The sequence below is a fragment of the Halanaerobium sp. DL-01 genome (assembly GCF_003338615.1).
In the GTDB taxonomy this organism is placed as follows: Bacteria; Bacillota; Halanaerobiia; order Halanaerobiales; family Halanaerobiaceae; genus QPJE01.
On sequence record NZ_QPJN01000030.1, the window covers coordinates 15,082 to 30,339 of the forward strand.

Genomic DNA, 15,258 nt, shown 5'->3' on the forward strand with positions numbered 1-15,258 from the left:
TCTTTTATTACCTGTTCCCAGACATGCATATTATCTAAAAGCCACGCAGAGTACCTATATATTATCAACCTTAATTTTAATAGCCAAAATCAAAGCCAAATGAATCTACAAAACTTATTTTACATCACAGTCAAAATACTTCATACTGGTTTTCTTTAATTCTTCCGTCGAATATAAAATTTGATAATCTTCGATCTTATACTTTTCAACCAGCTGATTAACCTTCTTTTCCAGTTCTTCTTTATTTTTAGCGTGCATCATCGCATAAAAATTATAGGGCCAGTTTTGATAAGTCTGGCGCTGATAACAGTGGCTCACTGCTTCCAGTTCAGAAATTTCCTTTCCCAGCTCATCAATCTCCCGCTTACTAAAATGGCAGACAAACATTCCATTTGCCTGATAACCGGAGTCCCTGTGGTGTAAAATAGCAGAAATTCTTTTCAAAATTTTTCTGTCTTTAAGTTTCTGCAGTCTTGTTAATAGTTCAGCCCGATCAATGTTTAAATCTTCAGCAATTTTCTGATAGGGATTTAAGGTCAGCGGTATATCAGTTTCTAAAGCCTTAATAATCTTTTTATCTAGCTCATCCACGATTTCTCCAAATTTTTTATCAGAAATATTATTCATGATCATCACCGGCTTCCTCTTCCATTTTAAAAAATACATTTAACTTAAAAAATTTCTCTTTTGGCAGCTGATAGAGTTTTTTTACTCCTGGTAAAGCTTTAATTTGTGCCAGAAAATTCTCTCGCTCAAGTTCACTGGTAGTTGAGAGGGTAAACCAGAGATTTAATTGATGATCTCTGCGATAATTGTGAGTTACACCTGAGTGCTGATTGATAATTTCAGCTGCCTGATAAAAGTTTGCTTCCTCCACTTCTAAGGCTATAAGAGTACTTTTATAACCCAATCTTGAAGATCTAAAAACTCCTCCCAGGCGACGAATATAACCTTCTTTTTTAAGCTTTTTAATTCGCTGCAGCAGTTCCTCTGCCTCTATTCCCAATTCTGCTGCTATTTTTTGAAAAGGTGAGGCTTCTAATTTTAAACCGGTCTGCAGACTATCTAAAATTTTGTTGTCAATTTTTTCCATAAAAACAGCTCCTAAATAAAATAAGCTCAGCCTGTGATTTTATAAACTGAGCTCAATAATTATTAATTAAAATATTTAAAATGAATTTATAGATTATGCTTCATTAAAAAAGATATCATTATAATAATCATTTTCTATCTCTCTTGTATGAGTAAAGGCGGGGTTTAGATTTTCTATAAATACTTCCAGCCATTTCGAATAAAGCTGATACATTAACTCCAGCTCAATCCCGGTCTGCTGCCAGAATTCCTGATGCAGACGGCTCTGATGTTGCCAGATTATCTTTCCTTCTTCTTTAACTGCTCCTGATAAGCGATCACAGGGCATTCTTTCTACAAAATGTTCATTTATTATTTCAAAAGCATCATCTAAATTGAACTCATCTACATTATCTCTTATTTTAGCCTTTTCTGCAAGTTCTTCTGCCTGAGCAGCATAAATATCTAAAAGAAAATCTCGATCATCATATTTATCCATTAAAGCTGCTGCTTCTCTTTTTTCTACTATCTGAATCTGATTATATCACAGAACTACAGATCAGTATTTTCTATTGAGCAGAATGGATCTGCTTTCATGTAGTCACCACTGTAATAATAAGCTCTGGCTCTACATCCTCTACAGCTGCTGCCATATTTGCAGCTGCCGCATTTTCCTTCCCAGTCTAAAGTTCTCATCTCATTTAAAATTTTACTATTTTCCCAGATAGATTTAAAACTTTCTTCTTTAACATTTCCTACTTTTAAATCAAGATAGGCACAGGGCTGAACATCTCCTACAGGATTAACAATACAATAACTTACTCCTGCCAGACAGCCGTTTTTAAAGCGGGAGTTAATATTAAGCTGATCAGCTGTGGCAATAAATTGAGGAGCACAGACAGGTTTAACCTCAATCTCTACCTCTTCCGATTTTCTCATAATTCTCTCTACTGCCAGCTGATATTCTTTTTTAGAAATCGCACTCTCTTCTATATAAGCTGCTCTTCCTGTGGGAACCATAAAGAAAATATGAGCTGCTTTGGCTCCAATTTGAGCTGAATAATCTATTACAGATTCTAACTCGCCCAGATTCCAATCCATAACAGTCATGTGAATCTGAAAAGGAATACCTACTTTTTTAAGTTCCCGAAAGGCATTTTCCACCCTGACAAAAAGTCCTTCTGCTCCCCTGAATTGATCATGTTTTTCCGGATTTACACTATCTAAACTTATACCTGCTGCTAGAACACCAGCCTCTTTTAATTTAAGAGCAGCTGCAGCATCAATTAAGCCCCCACCTGTTCCCAGTACAGGTCGAAGTCCAATTTTTGAAGCATAAGCCATTAACTCAAAAATATCATTCCTTAAGAGTGGTTCACCACCAGAAAAAATCATCAGCTGAAAATTAGCTGCTTTAATCTGATCCAGCATTCTTTTTGCTTCAGCGGTATTTAATTCTTTCCCCATATCACTTCCTGCATCACGATAGCAGTGAGGACAGCTTAAATGACATTGATTTGTAGAATTCCAGGATATTATATTCATCTATAAATCTCCTCCGATTTCTTTTTTACTTAAATAACAGCCGGGATCGGCTCCCCATAAATCATCAGCTGCAAAAGCCCGGGCTCTCAAATTACCATTACAGATTTCTAAAAACCTGCAGTCTGCACAGCGACCCTTAAGATGTTCTTTTCTGTTTCTCATTTTATTTAGAAATTCATTATTCTGATCCTGCCAGATCTCAGAAAATTTATTTTCTCTAATATTACCCAGTGTTCTAAAACGGCTAAATTGATCTGCAAAAACATCTCCCTTATGATCAATATTGGCAATTGCACTGCCGCTGCGGTTACCTCCACTTTTTAAAAGCTGGCTGTAGATATATTCAGCCCTCTCCGGGTCATTTTCCTTAGTTTTTAAATATAGGTAGGCCCCATCAGCATGATTATCAACTGTTAATATTTCTCTGGGATCTCCCTGATCTATAAAATACTGAGTCCAGTCAATAATTTTATCGATTGTCATCTTTTTGTCCAGGTTATTCAATTCAGCTTCTTTAATATTTTCTCCACGCCCTGAATAAACCAGATGATAAAAACAGATGCGGGGAATATTCTCCTTTTCAATCAGCTGAAAAAGCTCATCAATTTGCTGATAATTATCCTGATTAATGGTGAAACGAAGTCCAACTTTTTGCTCATGTTTCTGGCAGTTGCGAATTCCATCTAAAGCAGCGTTAAAGGCTCCGTTTTTGCCGCGAAATTGATCATTGACAGCTTCTAGACCATCAAGACTGATCCCGACATAGCTGACTCCCAGAGATTTTAATTCCTTAACCATCTTTTCTGTCAGCAGAGTTCCATTGGTAGAAATTACAACCCTTAAATTTCTGCTTTTAGCCTTTTTAATCAATTTAAATAAATCAGGTCTTAAAAGTGGTTCTCCGCCTGATAAAAGTAAAACTGGGACTTTAAAATCGGCCAGCTGATCGATTAAAGAAAAGGCCTCTTTTGTATTTAAAGTTTCATCCTTTTTGACTGCAGTAGAATTTGAATAACAGTGTTTGCAATTTAAATTACACTGTGAATTAATATTCCAGGCAGCAACAGGCCCCAGGCCAGGCCGGGTACCAATTGGGGATTTACTGCAGTCTTTATCATAGCGAAGCTGATCCCCATAAGTATTAAATTCTGTCAGCATTTTAGTTATATTAAACATGTTTCACCTCTAGATTAGTATCTACTAATTATTACTACTTATATATATTAAGCACCACTTTACAAGAAAACTAAATAAAAAATGCGGCTAATCTCCTTCTTTGATATAATATCTTTGATGAAAAATAAATACCCAAGAAAGGAAATCAGCCGCATAAATAGTATATCAAATAACTCACAAACTATCTACCATACTATTAAAAAAATTTTGTAAATATCTTTGACGGGCTTAGAAACATTATAGTTGATTAAAGCAAGCTCTTACTTAAAAATTTATATTTAATCACTTTTCTTTCTATAGCAATGATTTTAATAATGTTTTTTCTTTCTAATTCATACAAAATAGATTCAAGTATTTTTTCGGGATCTGTTACTTTATAGCTTATTCCTGAAAAAAAACCACCTTTTACTTCCAGGCCTTCAATAGCTGATTCTAGCTTTTTTCTTTCTACTTTATTATTATTCTTTAAAATAGCAATAATTTTATTTTTAACTAAATTTTTAAATTTATACTGCAATTTTTGTGAATTTCGCTGAGAGTTTACATATCCCCAGGCATATATAATAGCAGTAGCTATTGCGAATAATAATATTCCAAGTATTATTTTTATCACTTATAATCACCCCATTTGATTATTTGCCTGGATATAATTTTATTAGTCCATTATTTTTTAAAATTCTTATAAAGGTAATCAGTCTACTTTCAACCGGGGAAGATTTTTGAGGATATTCTTTTCTCAATTTTTTAGCAATTTGAGCAATTGTTTTATGACCATCACATTGTTTCCAGACAAAACTACCAAGAGCATCAAGTTCAAGAGTGGTTTGTTTAGGAGTATTAAAAATTTTTTGAAATAATCTATCTATCCACTTAGTTCTTTTTATAATTAAAGTTAGTTCATTATTATAATCTTTTTTCCATTCAATATTTTCTTTTTTTTGGGGAATCATTTCATATAAGTTGCCTTTTGCTTTTTTATTAAATAATTTAGCCATATTATAACCACCTCAGTCAGATATAAACTTTGATAAATATAGAATGAACTGTTAAGAATTAACAGAACATTTTATTATTTACTCATTAATAGAACTAGAATTATTTTTGCTTAAAATTGAATTATATATTAAAGTAATGACAAGACTGGCAAAGAAAATTAAACCCCAGATAGGTCCAAGAGGAGTTTCTCTAAATCCAAAACTGAGTTTAAAATAAGCAAATATAGCCAGGACAACTCCCATTACAGCATCACCTGCAATTAAACCAGAAGCATATAGTACTCCCTTTTCTCGCCTTCGTTCAAATGATTCCTGATTTTTATCTTTTTGTTTATTGAGAATACCTTTAATTAAACCACCTATGATAATTGGTGCTGAAAGGTGAATTGGTAGGTAAAGACCTACTGCAAATGGTAATGATCTTATTCCAAATAATTCAACAATAACTGCTGAAAAAGCTCCAATAAAAATAAATGTCCATGGTAATGTTCCCTTCATAACTCCCTCAACAACCATTGACATCAAAGTTGCCTGTGGTGCAGCAAGATCTTTTGAGCCGATAGTATATGCTTCATGTAAAAGCAGAAGAACAAAGCCAATAACTAAAGCTGAAATTAAAACGCCGAGCATTTCTCCCAGCTGTTGTTTTCGTGGAGTAGCACCAACAAGAAAACCCGTTTTTAAGTCCTGAGAAGTATCACCGGCTACTGCAATAGCAATACATACAATTGCTCCTACACTTAAGGCAGCAATCATACCACTTTCACCACTCCAGCCGAGAGCTTTAAAAAGAGCTGTGGTAAAAAGCAGTGTAGCAATTGTCATACCTGAAGCAGGGTTGGAAGAACTACCTACTATACCAACAATTCTAGATGATACAGTTACAAAAAAGAAACCAAAAATAAGTACAAAAATTGCTCCCCAGATACCTACCGGTATTTGTGGCATTACGGCAATTAATATAATTATAGCTACAGCAATAGATAGGACCCATTTAAGAGGTAAATCCTCACTTGTCCGGTTGCTTTTAATATCTACATTTTTAGTCAGACCAGATAGTGCTGCTTTAAATGAATCCCAGATAGTAGGTAGAGCTTTAATTAGACTAATAATACCACCTAAAGCAACAGCACCTGCACCTATATATCTTATATAATTATCCCAGATACCCCAATAACCCAATTCAGAAATAGGTACATTGGCTGGATAAATTGGAGTACCAGATTTACCGATCAAGGTCATTAGTGGAATGAAAACAAGCCAACCCATAACACCACCGGAAAACATAAGAGCAGAAATTCTGGGACCAATGATAAAACCCACACCAAGAAGAGCAGGTAATATATCCATACCTATAGCTGCACCTTCGATCCCTGGGATACCCCATTCTACTCTTGTTGGCCAGATATTAAATCCTTTTGCCTCACCCAGAATTTTATATAAAGCACCAACACCTAATCCAGTAAAAACTGTTTTAGCACCAACTCCACCCTTTTCACCAGCAACAAGAACTTCTGCACAAGCAGTTCCTTCTGGATAAGGTAGTCTACCATGTTCCCCTACAATTAAATGTTTGCGGAGTGGAATCATGAACAAAACTCCAACCAAACCTCCTAACAGAGCAAGGAGGAACATTTTAAATATACTTGGATCTACCCCCCAGATAATAAGTGCTGGTATAGTAAAAATAACACCAGCTGCTACTGATTCACCCGCTGAACTTATTGTCTGGACCATATTATTTTCAAGTATAGAATCTCTTTTGAGAATACCTCTAATGACACCCATCGAAATAACAGCTGCTGGAACAGAAGCACTGACAGTCATACCTACTTTTAGTCCGAGATAGGCATTTGCTGCACCGAATATTATAGTCATAATTATACCGAGGATAATCGAAGTAATAGTAAATTCCGGCATGACTGTTTCTGCAGCAACATAAGGTTGATATTCTTCACCAGGAATTTCTTCATATGCATTAGGATCTAACCCTTTAATATCATTATCTGACATACTTATCCTCCTTTTGTTATTTAAAAACAAATAATAGTATGTGAATTTTAATTTGCAGTCTTCTTTTTTCTCACCCCCTGTTTTAAACAGGATTCTCGGCTTAATTAACCTTTATATATAAGGGCTTTTACCCCTATTTTCTTTTCAAACTTTCGGGAACAGTACGTCCAATTTTAGAGTATATAAGACGTAAATAAAATAATCATATATTTTCAAAAAACAAAACAAAATGAAAAACTAATATTTTACCATTAAATTCTATTTTACTGTTTTTTTCTTTTAGCCGAGAATCCTCTAGATTCAAGGTTTTCAAAAAATGGAAAAGATAAAATAAATGTAGTTAAACTGCACCTAAATTAATATAATGCATTGTATATTATAATGCATTATATATTATGCATTATATATTCCAAATTTCATTCTTTTAAATATATAATTTTTTATAAAAATATCTTTATTGGATAATCAGGTAATAATAACTAATATTTAGATTAAATTATTAAAAAAAATATATTGATTAAGATTAATCAGATTATTTAATCATGCAAAAATATTCATATATGCAAAAAAATGCATGCAAAAAATTGCATGCATTATGACAGAAGACATGACACCAATCCCATGTTATACGACTGTTGGGCTCTGCTCTTATCTTTATTAATTAAGAACATTAATAATAAGAACATTAATAATATAATTCTTTTAATAGAAAAAAGTACCTGCATAAATGTCATAAACATTATACATGCATATTGCATGCAATGATATTAAGTGATATAATATAATGATATAATATAAATAGAATAAAAGATTAATTATTAGGTGAAAGGGGTTTTTATTATGCCATCTTTACAAGTGAGAGATTTACCAGAACATCTTTATCAAGAAATTGTCCAATTAGCTGAAGCCGACAGAAGGAGTATTACCCAGGAAACAATAGTTTTATTGGAAAAAGCTTTAAATATAGAAAAAGAAAACAAAAAACGTCGTCAACAACTTTTAAAAAAAATACAGGAAGAAACCAGTCAAGAACAGAAAGATGAAGAAATATTAGATCCTGTAAAATTAGTTAGAGAGGATCGTGAAAGATGAGAATTACAATTGATGTAAGTGCAGCTGTTGAAATAGTGATGGGTGGTAAAAGACAACAAGAAATCATAAATATATTAAATGAGGCAGACTGGGTAATTGCTCCTTCTCTTTTTATTTATGAAGCTAGTAATACATTGTGGAAATATCATGAATATCAAGATTATAGCAAAGAAGATATTATGAGAAAAATTGAATATCTTTATAAAATGGTAGATCAGTTTATTGATGCCAAAGACATTTTTGAAGAAGCTTTGCCACTTTCATGCAAGATAAGTCATCCTACTTATGACGCTGTGTATTTAGTTACAAGCAGGCGTAAAAATGCTGCTTTAGTAACTTTAGATAAAAGATTAGTTAGAGCAGCTAAAAGTATTGATGTTCCAGTAGCAGTAATTACTTAGCCCAATGCCGTATAACGTCCCTGGTGTTCCCCACATGCTCGTGCCGAAGGCCTGGCGTGACTTTTGCTTGTTTTTGCAAAAGCATGACAGAGAGCATGTCCCGAAGGGTAGCCGGTTTTTGGCGTAACAGGAATACTCTGTTAGCTGCTGTATTATGCGTTCTTAAACTTATAAACTTTATTTTGAACTCTTTAAAAATTTCTTCGCCGAAACTATTTCAGGTCTCTCAATTTCAACATCAAAAAAATCCTTGTCGCCTGTAACAAAACAATCAATATCTGATAAAATAGCAGATACTAATATCGGTAAGTCTTTTTCGTGTCTAATTTCAGGATAATTGTCTTTATTTATTTTTAATGGTGTATATACTAATTCATAACTTAAGCAAGACAAAAATCTCTCAAGATCTTTAATCTTATTATTAAATTTTCTATTAAAAACCTCATGAAGTTCTTCAATAATTTGAGAACATAGAACAAGATTATGTTTATATAATACATCTTCTACTAATCTAGCTGGTAATGAATTTGGAAATAAAATAGAAGAAATAAATATATTTGTATCAATCATCACTCTCATATTTATCCTCCAATTTCTCTTCTCTTATTTCTTCTACAAATTTGTTTACATCTTCCTCTGAATTAAATCCTTGTTTTTCTGCTTCGCCTTTCATGTTTTGTTGTATTTCTTTTAAAGCAACTAATGAAGCATTTAAAACAAAAATATTCTCGCCTTCCTCAACAAATAATACTTTATCTCCTTCTTTTAAATTCAATTTCTTTCTAATTTCAATTGGTATAGTAATCTGACCTTTTGAAGAGATTCTAGCAAGTTCCATATTTATTTCCCCCTTTTACTTTCTTTACATTCTTTACTTATTATTATAACACATTAAGTAAATTATGTGTATGATTTTAGTGAGAAATTTTGCATATAGCATGTATATTATTTATGTTTCAACCAACACAAAAGGCTATGAATCATAGTTGATATTAAAAACTAATCATAATATTTCAGATAACGTCTCTGGGTTTTGCGATGTACCTGTTTCCGCCAGGAACTGGCGTAAAGCTTGCGTTTTCATACCCGTAATTGGTTAATCCGCAAGCTTTATGACAGAAGGCATGACGCCAATCCCATGTTATGTGATCGTTGAGTGATTATATTTTTAAAAAAGTCATTATAATAAAATTAAAGCTAAAGAAAATAACTCCTGTAAATTATTAATTTTTTATCAATTTATCATTATATTATGTATTTGTTATCATAATTATGATATAATATTGATATCAAAACAAGAAAGGTGATGATTTTATGCCAACTATTAGACCTGTTTCTGATTTAAGAAATAACTTTAAAGAAATATCTGAAGTATGTCATGAAAATGGTGAACCTGTTTTTTTAACGAAAAATGGTCGTGGAGATATGGTTGTTATGAGTATTGCTCAATTTGAAAAACAGCAGGCACTTTTAGAACTTTATAAAAAATTAGGAGAAGCTGAAAAAGAAAGTGAAAATAATGCTCCTACTACTTCCCATGATGATTTAATGAAACAAATGAGGAAGAAATTAAATGAGTAGTTCACAAAAATATGAAGTTATTTATCTTCCAGCTGCCAAAAAGGATCTTAATGAAATTATTTCATATATACAAATAGAAGCTCATGAGGCAGCATTAAATTTTTTGGACAAGATTGATGAAAATATATCACAGCTAAAAGATTTTCCTTACAAAGGGAAAAAGCCAGACGATGAAAATTTAAATTCTAAAAGATACCAGATACTCGTTATAGGAAGTTATCTTGTTTTTTATGTAGTTTTTGAAAAAGAAAAAATTGTTGAAATCAGAAGAATCATACATGGTAAACGAAAATATAAATTTTTATTATAAAATAATATTTTCAGTTAGCTCAATGTCACATAACGTTTCGAGGGTTCCCGACGTGCTCGTGTCCGTAGGACCTGGCACAAAGTTTGCCTTTATATTTCTTGCTGCTATTATTGCAAGCTTTGTGCCAGAAGGCATGTCCCGAAGGGTAGGCTTGTTCTTTAGCCTAACGGCAATCCCATGTTATGTGACGTATCATGGTTTTTATCTTAATAAATCAAGTAAATTATAGTAATAATATTTTCTATTTCTCATTTTATTATCTGAAAATATTACCTTCTCTTCCTCAAGAGTATTAAGATATCTTCTACAAGTTGTATCAGGTATCCCTGTTAAAGAACTAATTGTTTTCACATTAAATATAGGCTTTTGAAACATCGCTTTAATTAGATCTACTACATTAGTACTATTTATTAAATTCATTGCATTTTCTAAATCTCTTTCATATAGATTATCAATTTCTTCAATTAGATCAATATTTTTGAGTACTTGTTTGTTTACACTTTGCAGGAAGAATTTAATCCATTCATTCCAACCATTACCCTCTTTTCTTGTTCCATTCAGCAATCTATAGTATTTGTGCTTATCTTTTTCTAATACTTCACTGATAAATAAATTGGGAGAATTTATGAGATTTACATCATATAAATACAGCGGGATTAATATACGACCAATTCTACCATTACCATCTAAAAATGGATGAATGGTTTCAAATTGAGCATGTATTATTGCTATCCTGACTAAAGATTGTAAATTATCATTGGGATTATTAATATAATTTTCTAGGTTAGACATATAGGAATCGACTAATTGTGGCTGAGGTGGCACAAAAGTAGCTGTTTTTAAAGTACATCCTTCTGGGCCTATGAAATTTTGAATAGAACGATATTCTCCAGGAGCTCTATTTTGACCTCTAACACCATTACTCATTAAAATTTCATGTAATTTTTTGAATAGACGTGTTGATATAGGATATTTTTCTAAAGCATTCTCACCATAGTTTAATGCATCATAATAATTCAAAACTTCCTGAGCATTATTGTTTTTTTCATTTTTATCAATATCAAATTCTAAAACTTCATCAAAAGTTACTTGTGTACCTTCGATTTTGCTGGACTGTACAGCTTCCTGTAAACTAAAGGGAGTAATAAGAAAATACTCATTAACTTTAGATTTTTTTAACATAACCTGATATTTACCTACATTTGTGCTTGCATTAATTAGTTCATTATAAAATTCCATAGGATTTATTTGTTCTTCTATTGGTAATTCAAATGGTTTAAAAGGTTTCATTTAGATCATCCTCTCTTTTATTTTCATTTTATACATTTTATTATAATATAATTCGCTTTATATTGCAATTATTTTCAAATATATATTTTATGAAAATAAAAAAGAGTTTATTTGATTTATGATATGTCACATAACGTCCCTGGGATTTGCGCTCGTGCCTGTTTCCGCAGGAACTGGCGTAAAGTTTGCGTTTTCATATCCGTTATTGGTTAACCTGCAAGCTTTATGACAGAAGGCATGGCGCCAATCCCATGTTATATGAAGTCCCGGTTATAAAGTTGACCTCTATTACGTGTTATGATATAATTAATTACGTAAAGAGGTGATTTTAATGAAAAAGAAATTAACTTTAAGTATTAATGATGATCTTATTGAATTTGCTCATGATTTTTCAAAAGAAACTCATCAATCCATCTCACATATTGTTGAAGAATATCTTATTGAACTAAAAAAGAACAAGGAACAAGATTTTGAAGAACAAAAACTGCAAAAAAGAATAGAAAAACTTTATGGTACTTTTGAAAATAAACCTATTCCTGATAAAAAAGATTTAAGGAGAGTTTTTCATGAAAAAAATTACAATTGATATAAATGTTCTCCTTGATTTTCTAAACAAACGTAATAAGCATAAACAAGCTGCTCAAATAATTGAATTGTGTAATGCAAATAAGATTCAGGGATATTTATGTGCTCATGAAATTACAACTTTGGCTTATTTTTTAATGAAAAATTATAGTGATTCACAGAAAGTGAAATTTGTATTAAATGAGTTCTTAGACATGTTTAAATTAATTCCTATAACTGAAACTATACTAAGAAAATCTTTAAATTCAGAAATTAACGATTTTGAAGATGCTGTTATAGATGTTAGTTCTTATGAAAATGAAATCGATTATATAATAACCAGAAATCTCGATGATTTTAAAAAAGGTAATGTAAAATCTTTAAGTCCAACGGAATTTCTAGCTATTTTTTCAAAAAACAACTAGGGATTTCATGTAACGTTACTGTGATTTGCGTTCGTGCTTGGTTCCGCAGGCACTGGCGTAAAGCTTGCTTCAATATTTCTTGCTGCTATTATTGCAAGCTTTATGACAGAAGGAATGGCGCTAATCCCATGTTATCTGATCGTTGAGCGATTATATTTTTATTTTAAAAAAGTCATTATAATAAAATTAAAGCTAAAGAAAATAATCCCTGCAAATTATTATTTTTTTAGCTATTTATCATTATATTATGTATTTATTATCATAATTATGATATAATATTGATATAAAAACAAGAAAGGGGATGATTTTATGCCAACTATTAGACCTGTTTCTGACTTAAGAAATAACTTTAAAGAAATATCCGAAGTTTGTCATGAAAATGGAGAACCTGTTTTTTTAACGAAAAATGGTCGTGGTGATATGGTTGTTATGAGTATTGCTCAATTTGAAAAGCAACAGGCACTTTTAGAACTTTATAAAAAATTAGGAGAAGCTGAAAAAGAAAGTGAAAATAATGCTCCTACTACTTCCCATGATGATTTAATGAAGCAAATGAGGAAGAAATTAAATGAGTAGTTCACAAAAATATGAAGTTATCTATCTTCCAGCTGCCAAAAAGGATCTTAATGAAATTATTTCATATATACAAATAGAAGTTCCTGAGGCAGCATTAAACTTTTTAGACAAGATTGATGAAAATATATCACAGTTAAAAGATTTTCCTTACAAAGGTAAAAAGCCAGACGATGAAAATTTAATTTATAAAGGCTACCAGATACTTGTTATAGGAAGTTATCTTGTGTTTTATGTAGTATTTGAAAAAGATAAAATTGTTGAAATCAGAAGAATCATACATGGTAAACGAAAATATAAATTTTTATTATAGATAAGCATTATTGGTTAGCTCAATATCAGATAACGTCCCGAGTATTCCCGACGTGCCTGTGCCTCGCTCGGGCCTGTTACGATGTTTGTCTGATATTTGCTACCGGTTAAATTCATCAGTAACTCTCGCAAATACCGTAACAGAAGGCATGTCCTAAACGGGTGGCCCGTTCTGTGGGCGTCCACGGGAACACTGTGTTATACGACGTTAAATCCGACTTCACCCTATATTAGGTGAAATAATGATTTTCACCCTTTTAACGGTGAATTTTAATAATACACCTTATATACGGTGAAATAATTTAATTAAATAAATTTTTTAAAAATAATCCTCCTATTAAAGCAATAAATATACTGGATAAAGTACCCAGAAGATAATATTCGACAAAATGTTTTTTATCATCAAACTTTTTAAATCGTGCAATAGATTTTGCAGTAAAAATTATTCCAATAGATGAAGTCGAACCAAATGTAACTAACGTTAATATTAATGCTCTTTCAATAATTCCAATATATTTACCCATACTTATTCCTTCTGACTGGTTATCAATCTGTATATCTATTATATTTAATATTTTCTCTAACAAAACTGCGCCTGCAAATAAAACTATCAAATAAACGATTACTAATATTAATACTTCCTTTATGCTTGTATCAAAATTAAATAAATTCGAATCAAATGAATTTGACGCTGTGAAAACAGGTATCGTAAGATGATTTATAAAACGTTTCCAAACAAAAAATATGATAAGAAAATGTAACAATTGATCAGTAATAAAAGTGGCTAATTCTATTTTTGGAGAACATATAGATATTTTCCCTTTTATGTAATCTAAAACAATATGTGAAATACTTATAATCAAAGCAAATCTAAAGGCAATATTAATACCATAAAATAGTGTCAAACAAAAAGTAAAGGTAAATACTATAAGACTATGAATAAAATATCCTTTTATATTTTTATCTATCTTCAAGTTTACAACTTTATTTGACTGGAACATAAAATCGCTCATTAAATGAGAAATTATTCCTAATAAAAGTAAATTCATTTGTTAATCACCTTCTGACAGTATAAATTTTTTTATTATTTTATTAACACTTCTTTCAGCAAAATTAATTTCTTTCCATTTAGCAGCCCTACATCTTTTTTCTACATTTTGAAAAGCAATATTTAATTCCTGAGCAGCTTCTTTATATGTACCCTTTTCTTCATAATAATATATAGCTTCCCATTGGGAATCTGTCCAGTCTGATTGAAAAGTATCAATCAAATATAGTATGGTATTTATTGCTTCATCAATTTGGTTATTACTTTTAAATCTTGTCTTATATATATTATCTTTTTCAATGCTCTCCAAAGCTTCTCTTGCATAATAAAATGCAGGTCCATTCATACTCCAGGAACTTATTTCATCACTTTTTTCATCAATATTTCCAAATCCTATTCCAAAACGTATATCTAAATTTAATAATTTATATCTTATTTGCCTTATAAATTTAGGAAATGACATATGTCCTTTAAAAACAGCCTGAATTTCATCTCCTCTTGAGATTTTTAATGGAACAAGCGTGTTCTCTGGATATTTAATATTTTTGAGTCTTTCGTTTAGTATTTTATTTATATTATTATAATTTCTTGATTTGATTACATCACCAGTAATAACCGTATATTGGGACATTATTATAACCTCCGTTTTTTATATGATATTATAATAATAATAACACAAATTAAATTATGTTACCAAATAATATAAAACCAAGGACTTAATGTCGTATAACGTTACTGTGATTTGCGTTCGTGCTTGGTTCCACAGGCACTGGCGTAAAGCTTGCTTCAATATTTCTTGCTGCTATTATTGCAAGCTTTATGACAGAAGGAATGGCGCTAATCCCATGTTATCTGATCGTTT

21 protein-coding genes are annotated in these 15,258 nt (G+C 31.4%); 8 read left to right on the plus strand and 13 right to left on the minus strand.

The window, feature by feature from the left end; genetic code table 11:
* Positions 1–114: 114 nt before the first annotated feature.
* The 8 genes from DER71_RS09640 to DER71_RS09675 form a co-directional block, all read right to left on the minus strand.
* Positions 115–633, minus strand: coding sequence for an AsnC family transcriptional regulator (locus DER71_RS09640; RefSeq protein WP_233487000.1), 519 nt, complete (start codon positions 631–633; stop codon positions 115–117).
* On the minus strand, positions 620–1,093 hold the full coding sequence (locus DER71_RS09645; protein WP_114457968.1) for an Lrp/AsnC family transcriptional regulator: 474 nt from the start codon (positions 1,091–1,093) through the stop codon (positions 620–622). The genes DER71_RS09640 and DER71_RS09645 overlap by 14 nt, the downstream gene beginning before the upstream one ends.
* A gap of 93 nt (positions 1,094–1,186) precedes the next feature.
* Positions 1,187–1,570: a hypothetical protein gene (locus DER71_RS09650; RefSeq protein WP_199505567.1), complete on the minus strand. Its 384-nt coding sequence runs from the start codon at positions 1,568–1,570 to the stop codon at positions 1,187–1,189.
* A 53-nt stretch (positions 1,571–1,623) separates the two neighbouring features.
* Entirely contained in the window at positions 1,624–2,616 is a 993-nt protein-coding gene (locus DER71_RS09655) for a radical SAM protein (RefSeq protein ID WP_114457969.1), read from the minus strand.
* Positions 2,617–3,792, minus strand: a complete 1,176-nt coding sequence (locus DER71_RS09660; protein ID WP_114474599.1) for a radical SAM protein — start codon at positions 3,790–3,792, stop codon at positions 2,617–2,619. It lies immediately after the preceding gene.
* Between the two features lie 247 nt (positions 3,793–4,039).
* The gene (locus DER71_RS09665) at positions 4,040–4,405 is read right to left on the minus strand and encodes a hypothetical protein (protein ID WP_114457971.1); all 366 of its coding nucleotides are present in this window, start codon (positions 4,403–4,405) and stop codon (positions 4,040–4,042) included.
* Between the two features lie 19 nt (positions 4,406–4,424).
* Positions 4,425–4,787, minus strand: coding sequence for a PqqD family protein (locus DER71_RS09670; protein WP_114457972.1), 363 nt, complete (start codon positions 4,785–4,787; stop codon positions 4,425–4,427).
* 78 nt (positions 4,788–4,865) lie between these two features.
* Positions 4,866–6,800: an OPT family oligopeptide transporter gene (locus DER71_RS09675; RefSeq protein WP_114457973.1), complete on the minus strand. Its 1,935-nt coding sequence runs from the start codon at positions 6,798–6,800 to the stop codon at positions 4,866–4,868.
* Between the two features lie 840 nt (positions 6,801–7,640).
* Between DER71_RS09675 and DER71_RS09680 the strand changes: the two genes are divergently transcribed.
* A complete protein-coding gene (locus DER71_RS09680; protein ID WP_114457974.1) occupies positions 7,641–7,892 on the plus strand; it encodes a hypothetical protein in 252 nt (83 codons plus the stop codon).
* On the plus strand, positions 7,889–8,293 hold the full coding sequence (locus DER71_RS09685) for a type II toxin-antitoxin system VapC family toxin (RefSeq protein ID WP_114457975.1): 405 nt from the start codon (positions 7,889–7,891) through the stop codon (positions 8,291–8,293). Before DER71_RS09680 ends, DER71_RS09685 begins: the two co-directional genes overlap by 4 nt.
* A 177-nt stretch (positions 8,294–8,470) precedes the next feature.
* Here DER71_RS09685 and DER71_RS09690 read toward each other — a convergent pair whose 3' ends face one another.
* Both DER71_RS09690 and DER71_RS09695 read right to left on the minus strand, forming a co-directional pair.
* Complete coding sequence (locus DER71_RS09690; RefSeq protein WP_233487005.1) at positions 8,471–8,863, minus strand: putative toxin-antitoxin system toxin component, PIN family; 393 nt, start codon at positions 8,861–8,863, stop codon at positions 8,471–8,473.
* A complete protein-coding gene (locus tag DER71_RS09695; protein ID WP_114457977.1) occupies positions 8,856–9,131 on the minus strand; it encodes an AbrB/MazE/SpoVT family DNA-binding domain-containing protein in 276 nt (91 codons plus the stop codon). Before DER71_RS09695 ends, DER71_RS09690 begins: the two co-directional genes overlap by 8 nt.
* A gap of 476 nt (positions 9,132–9,607) precedes the next feature.
* On the opposite strand from DER71_RS09695, the gene DER71_RS09700 reads away from it, so the two are divergent.
* Both DER71_RS09700 and DER71_RS09705 read left to right on the plus strand, forming a co-directional pair.
* Positions 9,608–9,874, plus strand: coding sequence for a type II toxin-antitoxin system Phd/YefM family antitoxin (locus tag DER71_RS09700; protein WP_114457981.1), 267 nt, complete (start codon positions 9,608–9,610; stop codon positions 9,872–9,874).
* Positions 9,867–10,184 carry a type II toxin-antitoxin system RelE/ParE family toxin gene (locus DER71_RS09705; protein ID WP_114457982.1) on the plus strand — a complete coding sequence of 106 codons (318 nt, stop codon included), beginning with the start codon at positions 9,867–9,869 and terminating at the stop codon, positions 10,182–10,184. The genes DER71_RS09700 and DER71_RS09705 overlap by 8 nt, the downstream gene beginning before the upstream one ends.
* A gap of 201 nt (positions 10,185–10,385) precedes the next feature.
* Here DER71_RS09705 and DER71_RS09715 read toward each other — a convergent pair whose 3' ends face one another.
* Complete coding sequence (locus DER71_RS09715; protein WP_114457984.1) at positions 10,386–11,474, minus strand: Fic family protein; 1,089 nt, start codon at positions 11,472–11,474, stop codon at positions 10,386–10,388.
* 331 nt (positions 11,475–11,805) lie between these two features.
* Between DER71_RS09715 and DER71_RS09720 the strand changes: the two genes are divergently transcribed.
* From DER71_RS09720 to DER71_RS09735, 4 genes are all read left to right on the plus strand, one after another.
* The gene (locus DER71_RS09720; protein ID WP_114457985.1) at positions 11,806–12,060 is read left to right on the plus strand and encodes a DUF6364 family protein; all 255 of its coding nucleotides are present in this window, start codon (positions 11,806–11,808) and stop codon (positions 12,058–12,060) included.
* Positions 12,041–12,463: a PIN domain-containing protein gene (locus tag DER71_RS09725; RefSeq protein ID WP_114457986.1), complete on the plus strand. Its 423-nt coding sequence runs from the start codon at positions 12,041–12,043 to the stop codon at positions 12,461–12,463. Before DER71_RS09720 ends, DER71_RS09725 begins: the two co-directional genes overlap by 20 nt.
* A gap of 309 nt (positions 12,464–12,772) precedes the next feature.
* Positions 12,773–13,039 (plus strand): type II toxin-antitoxin system Phd/YefM family antitoxin, encoded by a 267-nt coding sequence (locus DER71_RS09730; RefSeq protein ID WP_114457981.1) that lies wholly within the window; start codon positions 12,773–12,775, stop codon positions 13,037–13,039.
* Positions 13,032–13,349 carry a type II toxin-antitoxin system RelE/ParE family toxin gene (locus DER71_RS09735; protein ID WP_114457987.1) on the plus strand — a complete coding sequence of 106 codons (318 nt, stop codon included), beginning with the start codon at positions 13,032–13,034 and terminating at the stop codon, positions 13,347–13,349. Before DER71_RS09730 ends, DER71_RS09735 begins: the two co-directional genes overlap by 8 nt.
* A 301-nt stretch (positions 13,350–13,650) precedes the next feature.
* Here the strand turns inward: DER71_RS09735 and DER71_RS09740 are convergent, their stop codons facing one another.
* Positions 13,651–14,397, minus strand: a complete 747-nt coding sequence (locus DER71_RS09740) for a DUF3307 domain-containing protein (protein WP_114457988.1) — start codon at positions 14,395–14,397, stop codon at positions 13,651–13,653.
* Positions 14,398–14,400: 3 nt separating this feature from the next.
* The gene (locus DER71_RS09745; protein WP_114457989.1) at positions 14,401–15,027 is read right to left on the minus strand and encodes a SatD family protein; all 627 of its coding nucleotides are present in this window, start codon (positions 15,025–15,027) and stop codon (positions 14,401–14,403) included.
* Positions 15,028–15,258 lie beyond the last annotated feature (231 nt).